The 16,631-nt window shown below is 41.2% G+C and carries 23 protein-coding genes; 11 read left to right on the top strand and 12 right to left on the bottom strand.

The annotated features are described in order from the left end of the window. Positions 1–19: 19 nt before the first annotated feature. The 3 genes from BM043_RS08265 to BM043_RS08255 form a co-directional block, all read right to left on the bottom strand. Positions 20–217, bottom strand: coding sequence for a hypothetical protein (locus tag BM043_RS08265; protein WP_092790631.1), 198 nt, complete (start codon positions 215–217; stop codon positions 20–22). A 499-nt stretch (positions 218–716) separates the two neighbouring features. Further along, positions 717–1,790 carry an agmatine deiminase family protein gene (locus BM043_RS08260; RefSeq protein WP_092790629.1) on the bottom strand — a complete coding sequence of 358 codons (1,074 nt, stop codon included), beginning with the start codon at positions 1,788–1,790 and terminating at the stop codon, positions 717–719. Positions 1,791–1,794: 4 nt separating this feature from the next. Beyond that, a complete protein-coding gene (locus BM043_RS08255) occupies positions 1,795–2,670 on the bottom strand; it encodes a carbon-nitrogen hydrolase (protein ID WP_262481166.1) in 876 nt (291 codons plus the stop codon). A gap of 231 nt (positions 2,671–2,901) precedes the next feature. Here BM043_RS08255 and BM043_RS08250 point away from each other — a divergent pair, with 231 nt between their 5' ends. Both BM043_RS08250 and BM043_RS08245 read left to right on the top strand, forming a co-directional pair. Continuing rightward, positions 2,902–3,036 carry a DUF4160 domain-containing protein gene (locus BM043_RS08250; RefSeq protein WP_245752991.1) on the top strand — a complete coding sequence of 45 codons (135 nt, stop codon included), beginning with the start codon at positions 2,902–2,904 and terminating at the stop codon, positions 3,034–3,036. A gap of 21 nt (positions 3,037–3,057) precedes the next feature. Then, positions 3,058–3,294, top strand: a complete 237-nt coding sequence (locus BM043_RS08245; RefSeq protein WP_092790625.1) for a DUF2442 domain-containing protein — start codon at positions 3,058–3,060, stop codon at positions 3,292–3,294. A gap of 57 nt (positions 3,295–3,351) precedes the next feature. On the opposite strand, the gene BM043_RS08240 is transcribed toward BM043_RS08245, so the two are convergent. The 4 genes from BM043_RS08240 to BM043_RS08225 form a co-directional block, all read right to left on the bottom strand. Beyond that, positions 3,352–3,693: a type II toxin-antitoxin system PemK/MazF family toxin gene (locus tag BM043_RS08240; RefSeq protein ID WP_092790623.1), complete on the bottom strand. Its 342-nt coding sequence runs from the start codon at positions 3,691–3,693 to the stop codon at positions 3,352–3,354. Continuing rightward, entirely contained in the window at positions 3,677–3,913 is a 237-nt protein-coding gene (locus tag BM043_RS08235; RefSeq protein WP_092790621.1) for a hypothetical protein, read from the bottom strand. Before BM043_RS08235 ends, BM043_RS08240 begins: the two co-directional genes overlap by 17 nt. A 102-nt stretch (positions 3,914–4,015) precedes the next feature. Further along, complete coding sequence (locus BM043_RS08230; protein WP_092790619.1) at positions 4,016–5,368, bottom strand: amidohydrolase family protein; 1,353 nt, start codon at positions 5,366–5,368, stop codon at positions 4,016–4,018. A gap of 71 nt (positions 5,369–5,439) precedes the next feature. Beyond that, complete coding sequence (locus BM043_RS08225; RefSeq protein WP_092790617.1) at positions 5,440–6,150, bottom strand: metallophosphoesterase; 711 nt, start codon at positions 6,148–6,150, stop codon at positions 5,440–5,442. Positions 6,151–6,366: 216 nt separating this feature from the next. Here BM043_RS08225 and BM043_RS08220 point away from each other — a divergent pair, with 216 nt between their 5' ends. The 3 genes from BM043_RS08220 (at position 6,367) to BM043_RS08210 (ending at position 8,665) form a co-directional block, all read left to right on the top strand. Further along, positions 6,367–6,849: a thiol-disulfide oxidoreductase DCC family protein gene (locus BM043_RS08220; RefSeq protein WP_092790615.1), complete on the top strand. Its 483-nt coding sequence runs from the start codon at positions 6,367–6,369 to the stop codon at positions 6,847–6,849. A gap of 122 nt (positions 6,850–6,971) precedes the next feature. Continuing rightward, on the top strand, positions 6,972–8,165 hold the full coding sequence (locus BM043_RS08215; protein ID WP_092790613.1) for an esterase: 1,194 nt from the start codon (positions 6,972–6,974) through the stop codon (positions 8,163–8,165). 146 nt (positions 8,166–8,311) lie between these two features. Further along, positions 8,312–8,665 carry a DUF4260 domain-containing protein gene (locus tag BM043_RS08210; RefSeq protein ID WP_092790611.1) on the top strand — a complete coding sequence of 118 codons (354 nt, stop codon included), beginning with the start codon at positions 8,312–8,314 and terminating at the stop codon, positions 8,663–8,665. Between the two features lie 30 nt (positions 8,666–8,695). Here BM043_RS08210 and BM043_RS08205 read toward each other — a convergent pair whose 3' ends face one another. After that, complete coding sequence (locus BM043_RS08205) at positions 8,696–9,355, bottom strand: hypothetical protein (protein WP_143189496.1); 660 nt, start codon at positions 9,353–9,355, stop codon at positions 8,696–8,698. A gap of 184 nt (positions 9,356–9,539) precedes the next feature. Here BM043_RS08205 and BM043_RS08200 point away from each other — a divergent pair, with 184 nt between their 5' ends. The 4 genes from BM043_RS08200 to BM043_RS08185 all read left to right on the top strand — a co-directional run bounded on the left by BM043_RS08200 (position 9,540) and on the right by BM043_RS08185 (position 12,119). Then, positions 9,540–10,154 carry a hypothetical protein gene (locus BM043_RS08200; protein ID WP_218144136.1) on the top strand — a complete coding sequence of 205 codons (615 nt, stop codon included), beginning with the start codon at positions 9,540–9,542 and terminating at the stop codon, positions 10,152–10,154. 1 nt (position 10,155) lies between these two features. Beyond that, the gene (locus tag BM043_RS08195) at positions 10,156–10,449 is read left to right on the top strand and encodes a winged helix-turn-helix domain-containing protein (protein ID WP_092790606.1); all 294 of its coding nucleotides are present in this window, start codon (positions 10,156–10,158) and stop codon (positions 10,447–10,449) included. A gap of 68 nt (positions 10,450–10,517) precedes the next feature. Continuing rightward, on the top strand, positions 10,518–10,844 hold the full coding sequence (locus tag BM043_RS08190) for a hypothetical protein (RefSeq protein ID WP_092790604.1): 327 nt from the start codon (positions 10,518–10,520) through the stop codon (positions 10,842–10,844). A gap of 30 nt (positions 10,845–10,874) precedes the next feature. Next, complete coding sequence (locus BM043_RS08185; RefSeq protein ID WP_092790602.1) at positions 10,875–12,119, top strand: DUF4153 domain-containing protein; 1,245 nt, start codon at positions 10,875–10,877, stop codon at positions 12,117–12,119. Between the two features lie 33 nt (positions 12,120–12,152). On the opposite strand, the gene BM043_RS08180 is transcribed toward BM043_RS08185, so the two are convergent. From BM043_RS08180 to BM043_RS08170, 3 genes are all read right to left on the bottom strand, one after another. Then, positions 12,153–12,554 carry a DUF1573 domain-containing protein gene (locus BM043_RS08180; RefSeq protein WP_092790600.1) on the bottom strand — a complete coding sequence of 134 codons (402 nt, stop codon included), beginning with the start codon at positions 12,552–12,554 and terminating at the stop codon, positions 12,153–12,155. Then, positions 12,551–13,621, bottom strand: coding sequence for a BF3164 family lipoprotein (locus BM043_RS08175; protein WP_177188439.1), 1,071 nt, complete (start codon positions 13,619–13,621; stop codon positions 12,551–12,553). Before BM043_RS08175 ends, BM043_RS08180 begins: the two co-directional genes overlap by 4 nt. A 99-nt stretch (positions 13,622–13,720) precedes the next feature. After that, positions 13,721–13,981 carry a hypothetical protein gene (locus BM043_RS08170; RefSeq protein WP_092790596.1) on the bottom strand — a complete coding sequence of 87 codons (261 nt, stop codon included), beginning with the start codon at positions 13,979–13,981 and terminating at the stop codon, positions 13,721–13,723. Positions 13,982–14,267: 286 nt separating this feature from the next. On the opposite strand from BM043_RS08170, the gene BM043_RS08165 reads away from it, so the two are divergent. Beyond that, positions 14,268–15,179, top strand: coding sequence for a sugar phosphate isomerase/epimerase family protein (locus tag BM043_RS08165; RefSeq protein WP_092790594.1), 912 nt, complete (start codon positions 14,268–14,270; stop codon positions 15,177–15,179). Between the two features lie 77 nt (positions 15,180–15,256). On the opposite strand, the gene BM043_RS08160 is transcribed toward BM043_RS08165, so the two are convergent. Then, the gene (locus BM043_RS08160) at positions 15,257–15,922 is read right to left on the bottom strand and encodes a ferredoxin reductase domain-containing protein (RefSeq protein ID WP_092790593.1); all 666 of its coding nucleotides are present in this window, start codon (positions 15,920–15,922) and stop codon (positions 15,257–15,259) included. A 113-nt stretch (positions 15,923–16,035) separates the two neighbouring features. Here BM043_RS08160 and BM043_RS08155 point away from each other — a divergent pair, with 113 nt between their 5' ends. After that, positions 16,036–16,587: a flavodoxin family protein gene (locus tag BM043_RS08155; protein WP_092790971.1), complete on the top strand. Its 552-nt coding sequence runs from the start codon at positions 16,036–16,038 to the stop codon at positions 16,585–16,587. Positions 16,588–16,631 lie beyond the last annotated feature (44 nt).

The raw sequence follows: 16,631 nt of genomic DNA, 5'->3' as shown, positions 1-16,631 counted from the left end.
AAAACACTTTTTTTGTGAATTATCCTTCAACCGATGCGGGTGCAGGGTCGAAATCATAACCATAAGCAGCACAATTGGGGCCCCAAGTTTCCATAAATAGATTAAATCCTCCTTGCCAGCCCCCTGAAGTCCACATTGTAGCTAAAGTAGTACAATATTCGAATCTGTCTGTGCCCCCCACCAGATTTTCCATCTGGTCATTTGTTAATTTTTCCATAGTTGTTACTAGTCAATTGTTAGAGATAATTAAATGAATGGTTGATTTTAAGTATTCTAGTTCACATTTCCAAATTCCTCACTTTCAGAAACTTACAGTTATTGGAAAAATACAAACTTAAAAACGGAATATTTCGGAATATTCTTTTGAGTTCTTATATTTCACCCCCCTATTCCTTAGTTTATTCGGTAATACCTTAAACTAACAAAATAAACAATCAAATTTCAACTATTTTTAAATTATTTAAGATTCTTGGAAAAGTCAAACGATAAATTTAGAAGAGTTCCCTTCTCATGGACTTAGGGCGAAATCGTTCGCCTCAAAAAAATCAGACTTCTGGTTCTTGTATGGAGAATAGGCGAAACAGAGGACTTCTGCCTTCAAAAATTGCTCACAGATTCCTCTGATTTGCACAGATTATTAACTGGACTACAGGCTGAGACTGATCAATACCATCGGCTAAATGCAACATTGCCTACTGAACACTGCGAACTGCCTACTAAACCGCCGGTTCCTGCTGACTCAAACAGTGAAAAGATCCAAGTCCCCAGATTATATCGGTGCTGTCGATACCCACCACGCATCGTCCAGGAAAACAATCTGTCAGGATATCGAGGGCTTTTTGATCGTTTTTATCCCGAAAGGTGGGTACCACGACGACTTCATTTCCAATATAAAAGTTGGCATAGGAAGCAGGCAGCCGCTGATCTTCCCAGTACACCGGACTTGGCATGGGTAGTTCGACAATATTGAGTTGCTTGCCGTTTTCCAAACGCATTTTTTTCAGTAATCCTAGATTTTCGGCCAGAATTTCATGATTTGCATCTGCTTTGTTTTCTTCCACCACAGTCACTACCGTGTCTTCATTCACAAAGCGGGTGATGTCGTCGATATGCCCGTCTGTGTCATCCCCGATGATGCCATCCCCTACCCAAAGAATGTGATTTACCCCATAATAGTCACAGAGGTATTTTTCGATTTGGTCTTGGTTGAGGTGAGGATTTCGGTTTTCGTTAAGCAAACAAGCAGTGGAAGTGAGGAGCGTTCCTTTTCCATTAAATTCAACCGAACCCCCTTCCATGACGATTCCCGGCTTGAAACAGGGAATACCCAGGTGCGCTGCGATTCGAATGGGAATCTGATTATCCAAATCGTAGGGAGGATACTTGTCTCCCCAGGCATTGTAATTCCACTTGACGATGGCCTTTTTTTGTTCTGCTTTGGGATTGATTACAAAGGCAGGACCATGATCCCGACACCAAGCATCATTGGTGGGGAAGAAATGAAAATGGACTTTACTCAAATCTGCACCGGTCTTTTCCAAATGTGCCAAAGCAAAGGCCTTCATGGCTTCATCAGCCACATTGATATTGACTTTTTGCCCTTTGGCTACTTCTCGGATAAACTGGGAATAGGGTGCAAAAATCGTCTCGATTTTACCCGGCCAGCTTTCTTCCTTATGCGGCCAAGACAACCACATGGACTCCTGCGGCGCAAATTCCGCCGGGAAATAATAACCCAATTCAGCGGGAGTTGCTTTCCCTTCTCGCGCAAGTGTGAAAATATCTGACATCGGCTTAGTCTTCGTCGAGAAAACGTTTGGTAATGGGCTCATAGGAATCGATTCTACGATCCCGGAGGAAAGGCCAGTGCGTACGGTAGCGATCCGATCCAGTCAAGTCCAATTCCTCCACGTGGATTTCCTCCTCCAAATGCGGGGCTTTATAAACGACTCTTCCAAATGGATTGGCCACAAACGAACCTCCCCAAAACTGCATGTGTCCTTCTACCCCTGTTCGATTGACTGAAACAACCGGAATGCCATTGGCTACGGCATGGGAACGCTGAATCGTCTGCCAAGCGCCGTACTGCTCCTCGTTGGTGAGTTCGTCCTGATCCTTGTGCCAGCCGATGGCCGTAGGATACACCAAAAAGTCAGCACCTTTCAATGCCGTAATCCGAGCCGCCTCCGGATACCACTGATCCCAGCAAATGAGAACGCCAATCTTTCCAAACTTGGTCGGAAACACCTTGTAGCCCAAATCGCCCGGGGTGAAATAAAACTTCTCAAAATAGCCCGGATCGTCAGGGATATGCATTTTCCGATATTTCCCTAGGTAAGTTCCATCGGCATCAAGGACAGCCGTCGTATTATGATACAATCCTTCAGCACGCTTTTCGAAAAGTGAGGCAACAATCACCACACCCAATTCTTTGGCTATGCCACTTAGGGATTCGGTAGAAGGTCCGGGAATGGCTTCGGCGAGTTTGAAGTTTTCATAATCCTCCACATCGCAGAAGTAGAGGGATCTAAAAAGTTCCTGCAGGACCACCACCTGAGCGCCTTTTTGGGCGGCAGTACGGATTCCTGCAATGGTTTTCTTCATATTTTCGGCCACGTCCCCAGAGCAACTGAGCTGAACGAGACCTACTTTGACGTTTTTATTGGACACGGCTACGGTTTTTTTATTTCTGTCGCAAAGATACCTTGAGGATGGTGGAATGGCAAATGGAGTTAGAGTTGCCATAATAAATTAAAAATTTCAAATAGGTTTGTTAATTTGGGACTTCTGATTTGACAATGGTTAAAAAATTTTATTAGTTGTTTAAGTTAAATTTTAGTAAAAATGCCCACCATTTAAAAAATAGATGGCTATCGATTTTTCTTTTACAGTAACGACCACTTGCCAAAACACATTCATGTAGAAAAGTCTGGAAAAGCTGCAAAATTTCTTCTAGATCCTATTGAACTAATTTCCACAAAAAACTTTTCTGCACCTGAACTTAGAGAAATTCGTATCTTGATTCAAGAAATATAAACAGTCTAACAAAAAGCTGGGATGAGTATTTTAACTAATTTGAAATCCAATCTTGCAAAAGATGTTTCTTTTACCACTGAAAAAATGATTATTTTCTTGGAGGATGGAAGAGAAGTGAGTATACCTTTAGAATGGTTTATAAAGCTGAGGGGAGCTTCAGAAGCTGAGCTCCTAAATTGGAGATTTATTGGCGAAGGAGAAGGAATTCATTGGGAAGATTTGGATGAAGACCTCCTTGTGTCAGAATTAATTTCTTAGATCAAAGATTATTTTGACGATTCAAAATATTATTCTGAAAAGTAAAGGTTGTCAAAATCAAAAATCTAAACCCCCCCCAATCTTTTTGCTCAATTCAGATGCTTTTATTGGAGATAATTTCCCCAGCATTTCCAAAAAACGTCGATTATCCAAAGCGCGGATTTGATCTACCAGAATCTCCGAGATTTCTTCCAAACCTGTACCTTCCCTACCTACCCGAACTCTCAGTAAATTTTCTTTAGTAGAAAGTTGAGTGGTGAAGGGACAGATTAATGTCGAAGGATGATCGAATTGATTGAGCAAGTTGGTTTGAATCACGACTGCAGGACGGATCTTCCCCGGTTCCGTACCCTTCGCCGGGTTTAAATTCACCAGCCAAATTTCAAATTGCCCCTTCATCAATTAATCGATCAAACTCTTCATTGACTTCTATCGAAGATTCCCGAACTAGTTTAGAGGCTTTCGCAAAGGCCTGAGTTAATTTTTTTCGCTTTTGATAGCGATTATAAAAATCAATAGCCTCATTAAAATACCGATTTCGCGAAAGACCTTTTTCTTTCACTATTCCTTCTGTTTCCTCAAAAACAGACTCCTTAAGCTTTAAAGATAGTGTTTTCATTTTTTTCAAAGTGATACTAAAGATATATACTTATTAAGGACTTCCAAAGTTCAAATTCAGCTTTGAAATAACATTTAAAACTAAATTTTATTCACTTGCGCATTACTCCACCGGCCCCAACTTCCCTTTGGCTGCATTTTTCAAACTTTGAGAATCGTAAATTATCCCACCGCGAACCACCGTATGAACCGATCGGGTACGGGTAATATCTTCCAGTGGATTTCCCTTAATCACCAAAAAATCCGCCCATTTTCCGGGACTGATGCTTCCTGCCTTGTCAGCAATCCCTAATGCTTCGGCGTTTTGCTGAGTGACAAAATACAGCACATCCGCAGCTGGAATCCCGATCTCTACCATCGCGGCCAATTCCCGATGGATAAAAAAACCGCCAATCCCAGCTCCCAGATAATTATCCAACAAAAAGGGGCGATCTGTGCCCACCGTAATCAAACCCCCGGCATCGTAATAGCGCTTGAGTACTTTTTGCTTGACCGGATAGATTTGAGCACACAATTCATTGAATGCGGATGGCTCATTTGCCTTGATCACACGATCAGCCAAAGGCGTGTAGTACAATTCCTCAAAAGCAAAATCGAAGAAAACTGGGGAATCAACCCCACCTATTGCCCCATAAGTCGCCAGTGTGGCATCGAAATAAACTCCATGATCGATATACAATTGAATAATCTCATCCAATCGCGGATCGGCGGGATCGAGTTGCTTTAGGCTCTGATAAGCATCGATGGAATCAGCCAAAAGCCTTCCTCCCAAAAAATGCTCTACCCGATCAATCCCCATTTCGATTGCTTCCTGCGGATTGACCGAATTGCGGTAGCCAGAATTGAGATGACCTGTCACCGTCAAGTCATGCTTGTGGGCCTGATCGATTAACACGCGCAGTTGATCAGCGGTGATTCCTTTTGCCTTAAATCCATAAGCCCCTCGCTTAGCCCACTCATCCACGCGCTGTCTAATCTGATCCTCGGTGATTTCCTGATCCCAATCCGGTGCGGCTGTACCAAAATAGGGGCCTGAGTGTAAGATTCTGGGGCCGGGTCGCTGTCCCCGATCGATAGCCTCCTGAAGAGCCCACATTTTATCGGGTTCGATTTCCCCTGCGGGAAAAGTACTCGTGATGCCATTTGCCAAAAAAATCTTCGGCATGGCAACCGTATCATCAAAAGCCTTTCCTTCATGGCTTATCCGATAGTGGGCATGCAGGTCAATAAATCCCGGCAAAATGTAGTCGTCGTCTTTCAGATTTCGGACTTGCCAGTTGGTGATATTTTCATTTCCGGTGCCAAAAAGCCCATTGATCATGTAAATCCCCTGATTTTTTTTGAAGCTTTTGCTCTCCGTGTCAAACACCCAGCCTCCCGTGATAATCTGAGATTGGGAAAAAGCGGAATGACTGATCAAGAGGAAAAGGAAAAATGCAATAAATAACTTGTTCATATTGGAATTCTTTTTGGGTCTTAATAAGATTTTCAAGTTACATTTTTCAATCCATAGAATCGATAAGCGATTCAAAACTCCATCACCGTAACTGTAGAGTCTCTAATGATCAGAGCTTCCCTCGAATAGCCCAAGGCATCGCAAAGAATAAGGTTATTTCCGATCATAGTTATTTTCTGTACCTGAGTATGACCAATTACGTGTATACAATTGGGAATTCGGTCGCGATTGAGTGAACCGGGACGCACGCTAAATGGAGACTGAAATATGTCATCTCCATCCGGCCAAGCCCCCGGACGATTGTCAAATCCAAAGGCATTTGGCTGCACTCTCCACAGCTTGGCAATTGCATCTTCTATTTCCAGCAATTGAAGTTTCTCTGGATTCCCGATTTTTTCCGAAAACCAAGTTTTGGTGACTCCGGCATGGGAAATCAAAAAATGGTTGATCAGGCAGATCGCGTCTAAAACTCCATCCTGATAGGCCTGATCCAGCAGTTTAGAAACCTTGGCATTGAGGGTTTCGGAATACCCGCTAAACACCGCATCTGAAAATGGAAAATAGTGGTAATCATGGTTTCCTGTCAAAAGTCTAACTTTTTCGGGATTGGATTTTTTGAAATCCAGGACTTTCAAGAAATTTTCCACTTGCATTTCCTCAGTAATATCCTCTTTGGCATCAAAATAATCTCCCAAAAGCACCACTTGATCAAATGTCGAGAGATCAGGGATTTTCTCCCAAACATTCCTTCCATGAAGATCTCCGATTACCAAGGAATTCATACTTTTTTGATTTTTAAGTGAATAAAATCAGCAGTTCTAAATAACTACCGTCCTTTTTCAAACTGGCTTTAAAAAAATTAAAAGTCAAGCCTATCCCATCCTACTAAAGAATAAATGATAAGGATGGAAAAAGAAACATCGCGGTCTGATTCATATCTATCTCTCGGAAAGTCCGTAAGAATAGTGTAGTCCTTTAGTCTATAAACCACAAGTAACATGTTTAAGTCAATCCAAAAAACGCAGTTTCCACCTCAAGAGCCCCTTTTTGTTTGGGATGGAAAATGTGGTTTTTGTAAATACTGGATCATTTTTTGGAAGAGTAAAACAAAGGGGCTTGAATACCAAACTTTTCAGGATGTGGCCGAAAATTTCCCTGACATTCCGCTCAAGGAATTCAAAAAAGCATCCCGATTGATCGAAAAAGACGGAGCCGTATTCAGCGGACCTGATTCTGCCTATCGCACTTTTTGGTATTTTAAAAAGCCTATGAAAATTTGGCATCATTGGTATCAGCGATCCAGTCTGTTTCGCAAGTTCAGTGACCAGTTGTATGTGACCATATCCAAAAACCGACCTTTTTTGATGAAAATGACCCTGGCTTTTTGGGGCAAAAACCCATTAAGTCAAAAACCGTATTGGATCCTTTGGCTAATCGCGCTAATTCTACTTTTAGGAGCCTTGGTGTACTTTATGATTTAAAAATAAGATCATTTCAACTTACTTAAGATCAACTGAACGTCAGGCAAAGCGGAGTAAAAATCTAGGTTTTTACTTTCCTTTTCTCTATTTTTCCAAAATGAAACAATAGACCTTTAAAACCTATGAAAAATCTATTCCTTTTCCCAGTTGCTTTACTTGCATTTTGCCTTACTGGCTTTGCACAGGAAGCCCTATTTAATGCGCAGCAACTTATTTCTCCCGAAGTCCACGAAGACAAAACGGTTACTTTTCGCCTTTTTGCTCCCGATGCAGATGTGGTGGAAGTGACAGGAGATTTTCTCCCCACAGTAAAAGTCGAAACTCCCCGAGGCCCCATGGATGGACCGGGCAAGGCCAAACTGACCAAAGACGATAATGGCGTTTGGTCTTTGACTACCGAATCCTTGGGTCCAGAGTTGTATAATTATTCCTTCCTTGTTGACGGATTTAAAACTACCGATCCCAATAATCCTTTCTTGATCCGGGATGTGGCTACGGCGACGAATGTTTTTATTATCGATGGAGGTCACGCGGATCTTTTCAAAACCAATGACATCGCTCATGGCTCAGTGACTCGCCGCTGGTACGATTCCCCAGGACTGGATATGGATCGAAGGATCACGATCTACACGCCTCCTGGATATGAAAAGTCAGCGGAAACTTATCCTGTTTTGTACCTATTGCATGGAGCAGGTGGAGATGAGGAAGCTTGGATCAATCTGGGCCGCACTGCCCAAATCATGGATAATCTGATTGCGCAAGGAAAAGCCAAGCCTATGATCGTGGTCATGCCCAATGGCAATGTCATCCAAGATGGAGCGCCAGGCGAAGGAAGCAAAAACTTCTACAAACCGACTTTTATGATTCCTAATACCATGGATGGAACCTACGAAGGAGCATTTGGGGATATCATCAAGTTTGTGGAGAATAACTATCGCGTAAAAGCCGACAAAGCCCATCGTGCTATAGCCGGTCTCTCTATGGGTGGATATCATACCCTTCATATTTCCAGGTATTACCCCAATACATTCGACTACATGGGTTTATTTTCTGCGGCTATTATGCCGAGAGAGGACGCCACGGGAAAGGTATACAGCAATTTTGATGAGACACTTCAGACTCAAATGGACAATGGCTATGAGCTTTATTGGATCGCGATCGGAAAAACTGATTTTCTCTACGAGGCAAACACCGAATATCGAGCCAAGCTAGACGCCATGAACATGCCTTATGAATATGTGGAAAGTGAAGGAGGGCACACCTGGAGAAACTGGAGAGTGTATTTAAGTCAATTTGCACCCATGCTTTTCCAATAAAAAATCAGCAAATTCAAGAGTATCAAACGCCGTCCCAAAAGGATGGCGTTTTTTCTTTGGGAATCAGTCATTAGAACTGTCAGGTTTTGAAAGCTTGGCAGGTCTTAGGTAAAATTGTAATTTTGTCAATATACTATCCCTATCCCATGAAAACCCTGATCCAATTGGAAGAATTGGCCCTTTTACTGCTGGGAATCTTCGCTTTTCATTTGACTGAATTATCCTGGTGGTGGTTTGCCGGATTATTTTTCTTACCGGATATTGGGATGATTGGATATTTGGCAGGTGAAAAAACAGGAGCTTGGATTTACAATCTATTCCATCATCGCGGGATTTCATTGCTAATTTTTGGGTTGGGAGTTTTATTGGAATCCCAGACCGCTGAGATTGCAGGAATCATCCTGTTTTCACATATCGCCTTTGATCGAATGCTGGGATACGGACTGAAATATAAAAAAGGGTTTAAATTCACCCATCTTGGGGAAATCGGGAAAAAATAAAGGCTTTCCCCGAAAGAAAAGCCCATAAAATCAATCGATTACTGTAGCCCCTGGTGGCAACTCCCGAACAATTCGAAACTGCCCATTGGTCACTTTGACTTCCTTCCCTTCTTTGGTTTTGAAGGTACCTGCAAATTTTCCCTCAACAATACCAATAAACAGACTATAAGTCCCGTTCATGAATTCATAGGTGGTTTGACCTCCTTCGAAAGTGATGATTTCGACCGTGCAGGAAGAACCAGGAATGCGCTCATCCTCCAAATACCCATAAGCATGAGAAGAATAGGCAAAATGCTTTTCATTATCCTTTTTGACAAAGGCGACCATAAACAAGTCATTGCCCTCAGTGCCATTTCCCGGTCCGAGATTATGCCCAGTTTCATAGGTTCCGGTACCTAGAGGTATCCAACTAATCCCCGAAAAATCAAAATCGTTTCCCGGTCCCCAAAAATTGATCGATATGGACTTATCTGTATTTAGAGAATTGAGAATTTCGGCATAGTTTTCTACCTCTTCTCCATCAATTAGCATCGAATAGCTACTTTCATCTCCCGACAGCGTAAACTCAAAATCCAAATCATTGCTAATTTGAGGATCATCCGGATCCATATCTTCACTTTCCGTGCAGGACACCATCAAAGCCACCATCATAAGTCCTAAAATCCAAGAAGTAAATACTTTTTGCATCATCGTATTGGTTTAATTTATACCAAAGGAAGTCCAATCCTCAAAATCAAACCATACGTCAAATGCCCTAAATCATGGTTTACAGGAAATATTTGATTTTTTGGAGGGGAAGGATTTAAAATTTTTTCCGCCCAAGGATTAAATATTAGAAAATTCGATTTACTTTGCATCACAAAGTACTTTTATTATGAGAAAACCAGAACAAGAATTAGCTGAAATCAAATCCATGATGGAGCGGAGCACCCGGTTCCTGTCTTTGAGCGGATTGGCGGGAGTATTGGCGGGCATTTACGCCTTTGTCGGTGCAGGAATTGCTTGGTATTGGATTTACTTTCCTTCCACCACCTACGGAGCGGAATTTGAGGCAAGTTCACCGGCAGAATTGCAAATCAATTTATTGGCCGTGGCGGTGCTTGTTTTATTGTTGGCTATTGGTTCGGCCTATCTCCTGAGTCAAAGCAAAAGCCAGCGAAAAGCCGAAAAATTCTGGACTTCAGCAAGCAAGCGGTTCTTGTTGGCTTTATTCATTCCAGTGGTTACCGGTGGATTTTTTTCCTTTTCGCTGATCCATGAAAGTACCTATCAGCTGATCGCCCCGGCCACCTTGGTTTTCTACGGTTTGGGTCTGATTAGCGCCTCTCATTTTACTTTGGGAGAAATCAGAAACTTGGGAATTGGCCAATGGATTCTCGGTATTCTCGCGGCCTTTTTCCCGGAGTATGGATTACTCTGTTGGGCACTCGGCTTTGGTGTGCTACATGTGATCTATGGCTCCATGATGTATTACCGATACGATCGATAAGGTGAAGGGAACTTACGACAAGGCATTTGAAAACGTCATCCGACTGCGCATTATGTCCATCCTGATGGTCAATGATCGCTATGACTTCAATTCCTTTAAGCAAATCCTGCAAGTCACCGACGGCAACTTAGCCTCTCACCTTCGTCACTTGGAGAATGCCGAATACATCGAGGTGGAAAAAAGCTTTGCCGGAAGAAAACCCTTGACCAATTACTCGGCAACTTCCGCCGGGAAAAAAGCATTTCAAGCCCATTTGAATTTCCTTGAAAATTTAATCAATGAAAATAAACCCTAAAAAAATTTACCTATTCACTTTGAATTTCAAAGCACTTTCAAAATAAATTCATCTCAAAATCAAAAACCATGAAAAACACTTCCTCATCTTTCCTGCCCTTCAGACCCAAAGAATTGCTTTTGCCGGCACTATTGGGAGCAAGTTTGCCTTTGGCTTGGTTGCTATTTATTATTCTGACCAAAGGAGACCTCTTTGAAACTTGGATGTATTACCCGCTGATCATTATTCCTCTAGGTGGATCTGCTGGCGGAATATTCTTTTTTCTGATGGGATTCAAGTGGTTTCCCAAAGGAAATCAAAAACTCGTCGCGGTCATTTTCAGCACCATTCTCTATTTTGTGGCCATTTGGATAAGCGCGGTCATGGCGTTTGCAGTAACTGGACATTGGAACTAACAACTAATTCTAAAAACAATCTCAGCTTTTATGAAAAATCAAATCCTTTCCAATCTTCACCAAGCGGAAGAATTGGAAAAACTATACCGCAAAAGCAAGTCAGAATTTAAAACTGCATTTAACGATCTCTATCCCGAAATCAAAGGACGCCATTCCGTAGAATTTTGGAATGCCCGTCTCAACTTCAGCACCGATTCGGTTGGCTGGGGATCGATCAAAGATTGGCGCTTTCTTATCATTTTAGCGCTGATTGCCTGGATTTTTGCAAAATCCCCTCAGTTTTTCTCTTGGAATGAGGAGTTCTTCTATCCCCGGAATATGGGATTTCTACTCTTCCCTTTTGTTTCACTTTATTTTATTCGCAAAAAACAACTTTCGCTCAAGTCCCTTTGGCTTCCGATTGTGATTCTCGGAGCTTCAATGATTTACATCAACCTGCTCCCACAGAAAGAGGAAAGCGACACCTTAATTTTGGCCTGCATTCATTTGCCCTTACTTCTTTGGGCAGTGCTGGGATTTGTATTTGGCGAGGCCCAACCCAAAAATCTACTGAAGCGGCTGGAATTCCTCAATTTCAATGGAGATGCCGTAATTATGGGCGCCGTGTTAGGTTTGGCTGGAATGCTCCTCTCAGGAATCACGATCGGATTATTTAACCTGATTGGGCTGGAAATCGGCGAATTCTACTTTGAAAATATCGGGCTTTTTGGTTTGGTAGCAGCTCCGCTTATCGCCACACATCTTACTCAAACCAATCCACAGTTGGTAAACAAAGTCCCGCCCATCATTGCCAAAATCTTTGCTCCGCTAGTCTTGATTATGCTCTTGTTTTACTTGGGCGCCATTGTCTATGCGGGCAAAGATCCCTACAATGACCGAGAATTTCTGCTGCTTTTCAATTTATTGCTGATCGGAGTAATGGCGCTGATATTCTTTTCGGTGACCGAATCTGCAGCGGGGCAAAACGGAAAAACCTCCCACTGGATCTTGGTGCTACTTTCTATCACAACCGTATTGGTCAACCTGGTGGCACTTTCAGCGATTGCATTTCGAATTACCGAATATGGCATCACCCCCAATAGGCTCGCGGTGCTTGGCGTGAATATTCTGATGCTGGTTCATTTGGTGTTGGTTTGCAAAAAGCTGATCACTACGCTGCGAAAAGACAATTCACTTCCGCAAGTGGGCTTGGTAGTGGTCAACTACCTTCCGGTTTACGTTTTGTGGACGATGATTGTGGTATTTGTATTTCCCTGGGCTTTCGGGTTTGAATAGAAAAATGGCGAGATGTTTTCTCGCCATTTTCACTTATTCAAAGGGGACATATCCCAAGACTTGTAATTTATCTGGACTGGATTCACTATTAGAATAGACCAAAACTTCTTTAATAAAATACCCTTTGTTTTCAATATTATAGACAACTTTAAAACTATCCGTTTCATTTGGCTTTAATTCCCCCGGATTCCATGAAGGTATTGTACATCCACAAGAGGATTTTATATTATGTATTTGAAGATTCTTGCTACCCAAATTTTTATAAACAAAATAATATTCAGCATCAGACTGATTTCTTAACGTATCGAAATCATGTTCTAATTCAACAAAAGAAATTTTAGCGACATAACTGTTTTCTAGATACCTTTTTATTAAAATTGAGGAAACAGTACTCGCAACAATAACAAACAATAAGATTAAAACATTCTTAATCATAACCAATCATTTATAAAGTTAGAAATATCGAAACGCAATACAAGCTCATGACTATAATCTGTGGCATAAAGTATTCCTTCATCCTCATCTATATCAATAGAACTTAAGTCATGTTCGACTTCAAAATAGGCTAAAGGTTCTCCCTCCCAGTTATAGATACGTATAAAGCTTTCATTTTCAATTTCATCATCTGTACCTTCATTTTGCTTAGCTTCTAAAGCAAAAATAAAATTTTCACTAACTGCTAAACCATTGTAACCATTTATTCGAGGTCTAAGGAAATTAATTGATGGATTTATATCGTTTCCATCATAAAAATCATCTTTCCAATTTTCACCATCAACAATGGACCTTATTAAATTGAGGTTTTCATCAAAAATATCAATCCTATCAAACATAAACATAGCCTGAACGAAAACATCTTTAGATGGATGTTTATCAAATGACCCCCCATAAAGTGAGTTCATTACTTCTGCAGGTAGATGATTCGAATTTTTAATCCTCGGAAATAAACCGGATTTTTCCACCTCTTTAGTATTTGGGTTATAGGATTTTAACCTCACTCTATTCGTTTCATATATCCAGCCATTAGCGTATATTTTTCCGTTATTTCCTTTAAATAATTGAAAATAGGGGAAATCCCGCATATTAATCCGCTCAGTATCCAATAAAACAGGATACGCAGAATTTGAACTGAGGGTCTTCGTTAGATTTATTTTATTAAAATTCCCTCTGAGAAAATCAAAATTCCAAAGATGAATCTCATCTCCTGACTTTGTAAATTGACCTACAGTTGTTTGAGGGATCTCCCATTCATTAGGACCTTCACCTCTAACTCCTACTGGACCCAAATATTCTTGACTATTTTTATCAAATACATGATAATGATTATCCCCACTATTGACCATAGTCAACAAATATTTATCAATAACAAAAATCTTATGATGATGATTATAATTATCAGTTAAAATCTTTTCACCATAAATCTTCCTTATCAAAGGGAAATCCTCTTTAGAAATTTCATGTATGGATCCAGGGCTTTTAATTCCATTAGAATTAATGGACATAATAATAGATATTAGCAAATATATCATTTTATTGGATATACACATAATAAAACAAATTAAAAGGTCGGTTATCTATATGACAACCGACCTACCCTACTTTTATTCACCCATTCCTGAACCTGATCCACAAGGACCTACAACAGTACCCTGGCCGGTAACCGGTGCGCAACGATCTATTTGACAAAAATTAGCGAGACCATCATCACCACTTACGTTATGCAAACAGTAGTTTACATCCATCATACCCATTTCTGGGGCTTCCTCCCCAAAAGACGTCAAGGGGGAAATTCCTAGAAAAACCCCAAAAGCCGAGGCAAGAATCAAACTTGCCAAAAACCGAAATTTACTTTTACTTTTCATAGTAATAAAATTTAGTTGATAATAGATTAAAATCACCTGAAAACAATTCTGCCTTCAAAGCTTGACTAAAGAAAGAAAGATGCAAGTATTTTTTGAAAAAAAAAGGAAAATCTGAAATATTTTCATTTCTCCCGAGAATTTAATTGAATGAATATTCTTCTTGATAAACTCAATTTTTCCCATCCCTTTTCAATATCTTTCCATTTCAAAAACCCAAACCTATTGGAATTTAAACACCCGGCTGTCTCAACAAGGGTGTGGCCATTACAACTCAAACAAAAAGCACATGAAAAAATCACCTATTTGGAATTTAGCACTAGCAATCACCTTAATTCTAGGGGTAACCGCCTGCGGTAGCTCAAACTCCAATGAAGAAAACATTGAAACCGAAGTGATCGAAAATCAGGAACAAGAACGAATCGGAGGATTGGCTCTCTATACCGTCAGAGACGCCATGTCTGAAGATCCAAAAGCCACCCTTCAAGAAGTGGCGGATGCAGGCTATGCTTATGTAGAAGCTGCAGGCTATGCGGATGGTAAGTTTTATGGCATGGAACCTGGAGAGTTCAAATCTTACCTCGAATCGCTCGGACTGGATCCGAAAAGTACACACATGGGCGGAGTCACCCTCGAAAATGCTGATGAGCAAATTGCCGCTACCAAAGCTGCCGGATTTGAATATTTTGTAATCCCCGTCCCGCCGATGGGCATGTTTACCGCTGGTCCCGAAGGCATGGGTATGAAAGGTACGAAAGAGGAATTGGTCAATATTCTAACTACTCTCGGTGAAAAATGCAGCGCAGCTGGATTAAAACTCCTTTACCACAACCATGACTTCGAATTTAAACCGATGAAAGACGGAACGATTTTGACTGATTATATCTTGGAAAATACCGACCCAGCGCACGTCAATTATCAGATGGACCTTTTTTGGGTAACTAAAGCAGGAGCAGATCCCTTGGCTTATTTCGAGAAATATCCTGGCCGATTCAAAGCTTGGCATGTCAAGGATATGAACGATGAAGGCAACTTTGCTCCGGTCGGAACAGGAAACATTGACTTTGCAAAAATCCTTGCCCAAAAAGATCAATCCGGAATGGAGTACTTTCTCGTCGAGCAAGACAATACCTTTGATTTGGACCCGATGGAAGCGATCAAAATCAGCCAAGAAGGACTCAAGAAAATTGGTTTTCAATAATTTTCAGTGAGTAGAATAAAAAAGCCAACTTCCCGAAAAAGAAGTTGGCTTTTTTCATACATCCATCATTCACATTTTCACTTTTCAAAAACGATTGCATCCGGGCTGGCACCAAGGTTTTCCAAGGCTGAAGAAACGGCCTTAATCATCGGATCGGGTCCGCAAACGTAGAATTCCTGAGAAAAATCTTCGACTTTTTCCTTCAAAAACTCCATCGTCACCCGGCCTTTTTCATGTCCCTCAAGATTTTCCTGATCCAGAATTGAAATAAAGTCATCCCCAAGAAGCTCATGGAAGTACGCTTCCAAAATGACATCTTTTCTTGTCTTGTTGGCAAAGATTAATTTATTACCCTCTAATTCTCCTTTTGCTTTCAAATCCCTCAAAATGGAAATAAAAGGGGTCACGCCTGCCCCCCCGGCAATAAACACTCCACGACCGTGGTATTGAATCGCCCCCCAAGAATCATCAATTATAAACTCATCTCCAGGCACCAAATTGGCAATTTGCTTGGTCACTCCATCGTGATCGAGATAGGATTTGATGACGAATTCCAGATGATCGTCGCCGGGAAGGCTCGTAAAAGTAAATGGTCTTTTCTCTTCAGTCCATCCCTCCTTATTGATTGCCACCTCAGTCGCTTGACCAGGGATAAATTGATAACCCTTAGGTTTTTCGACGGTGAACTGCTTCACGTCATGAGTTAAGGAAAGAATATCTAAAATCTTAACAGTATCTGCCATAAAATTTGTGGTTTGGTTTACTTAAAAATACGAATCAGATTACTTTTGTTCAAACCAAAGACAAAAACTCAATATCCCGCCAAATGATCATTGGTCAAAATCAAAAATCTCAAATGAAAAGACTGTTTATCTTCTTTTTGATGTTAATTCTGCCCATTTATGGATTTTGCCAAGGGACTGTTTTGGTCACCTATTATAGCCTATCAGGTAATACCCGTCTGCTAGCTGAGGCAATCGCAGAGGGTGTCACATCCCAAAATATAAATGTGCTTCTCAAATGCATCGATGAAGTCAATTTGGAAGATTTAGTAAATGCAAATGCCATTATCGTGGGTTCCCCGGTTTACAATGGAAATCCAGCACCGGCTATCCTTGAATTTATCAATTCATGGCCCTTTGAAGACCGACCGCTGAAAGACAAAATCGGTGCGGCTTTTTCCAGCGGAGGGGGAATTTCAATCGGAGAAGAATCCGTCCTTCATAGCATTCACCGCGCCATGTTGATTCACGGGATGTTGATTATCGGTGGAGATAAAGTTGAAGCTGCATTTGGGGCATCGGCCATCACAGATGAAGGTCCGTTTGAAGGAGTGGATCCGCTTTTTTTGGAAAAAGCAAAAGGGCTGGGCATTCGCGTCGCTCAATGGGTCAAAAAAGTCCATTAATTTTATACAAGCAAATGGGTGATAAGGCTTTAATTATATTGATC

The sequence above is a fragment of the Algoriphagus hitonicola genome, from assembly GCF_900113375.1.
Taxonomy (GTDB): domain Bacteria; phylum Bacteroidota; class Bacteroidia; order Cytophagales; family Cyclobacteriaceae; genus Algoriphagus; species Algoriphagus hitonicola.
The sequence above is the reverse complement of the archived record's forward strand: the minus strand, read 5'-3'. Positions and strand labels throughout refer to the sequence as shown.

Coding starts and splice junctions, on each gene's coding strand:
- BM043_RS08215 (WP_092790613.1), top strand. CDS start 6,972: ATGAAAAATCTATTCCTTTTCCCAGTTGCTTTACTTGCATTTTGCCTT.
- BM043_RS08230 (WP_092790619.1), bottom strand. CDS start 5,368: ATGAACAAGTTATTTATTGCATTTTTCCTTTTCCTCTTGATCAGTCAT.
- BM043_RS08175 (WP_177188439.1), bottom strand. CDS start 13,621: ATGTCCATTAATTCTAATGGAATTAAAAGCCCTGGATCCATACATGAA.
- BM043_RS08200 (WP_218144136.1), top strand. CDS start 9,540: ATGAGAAAACCAGAACAAGAATTAGCTGAAATCAAATCCATGATGGAG.
- BM043_RS08185 (WP_092790602.1), top strand. CDS start 10,875: ATGAAAAATCAAATCCTTTCCAATCTTCACCAAGCGGAAGAATTGGAA.
- BM043_RS08170 (WP_092790596.1), bottom strand. CDS start 13,981: ATGAAAAGTAAAAGTAAATTTCGGTTTTTGGCAAGTTTGATTCTTGCC.
- BM043_RS08245 (WP_092790625.1), top strand. CDS start 3,058: ATGAGTATTTTAACTAATTTGAAATCCAATCTTGCAAAAGATGTTTCT.
- BM043_RS08205 (WP_143189496.1), bottom strand. CDS start 9,355: ATGATGCAAAAAGTATTTACTTCTTGGATTTTAGGACTTATGATGGTG.
- BM043_RS08265 (WP_092790631.1), bottom strand. CDS start 217: ATGGAAAAATTAACAAATGACCAGATGGAAAATCTGGTGGGGGGCACA.
- BM043_RS08240 (WP_092790623.1), bottom strand. CDS start 3,693: ATGAAGGGGCAATTTGAAATTTGGCTGGTGAATTTAAACCCGGCGAAG.
- BM043_RS08160 (WP_092790593.1), bottom strand. CDS start 15,922: ATGGCAGATACTGTTAAGATTTTAGATATTCTTTCCTTAACTCATGAC.
- BM043_RS08190 (WP_092790604.1), top strand. CDS start 10,518: ATGAAAAACACTTCCTCATCTTTCCTGCCCTTCAGACCCAAAGAATTG.
- BM043_RS08220 (WP_092790615.1), top strand. CDS start 6,367: ATGTTTAAGTCAATCCAAAAAACGCAGTTTCCACCTCAAGAGCCCCTT.
- BM043_RS08180 (WP_092790600.1), bottom strand. CDS start 12,554: ATGATTAAGAATGTTTTAATCTTATTGTTTGTTATTGTTGCGAGTACT.
- BM043_RS08235 (WP_092790621.1), bottom strand. CDS start 3,913: ATGAAAACACTATCTTTAAAGCTTAAGGAGTCTGTTTTTGAGGAAACA.
- BM043_RS08210 (WP_092790611.1), top strand. CDS start 8,312: ATGAAAACCCTGATCCAATTGGAAGAATTGGCCCTTTTACTGCTGGGA.
- BM043_RS08165 (WP_092790594.1), top strand. CDS start 14,268: ATGAAAAAATCACCTATTTGGAATTTAGCACTAGCAATCACCTTAATT.
- BM043_RS08155 (WP_092790971.1), top strand. CDS start 16,036: ATGAAAAGACTGTTTATCTTCTTTTTGATGTTAATTCTGCCCATTTAT.
- BM043_RS08225 (WP_092790617.1), bottom strand. CDS start 6,150: ATGAATTCCTTGGTAATCGGAGATCTTCATGGAAGGAATGTTTGGGAG.
- BM043_RS08260 (WP_092790629.1), bottom strand. CDS start 1,790: ATGTCAGATATTTTCACACTTGCGCGAGAAGGGAAAGCAACTCCCGCT.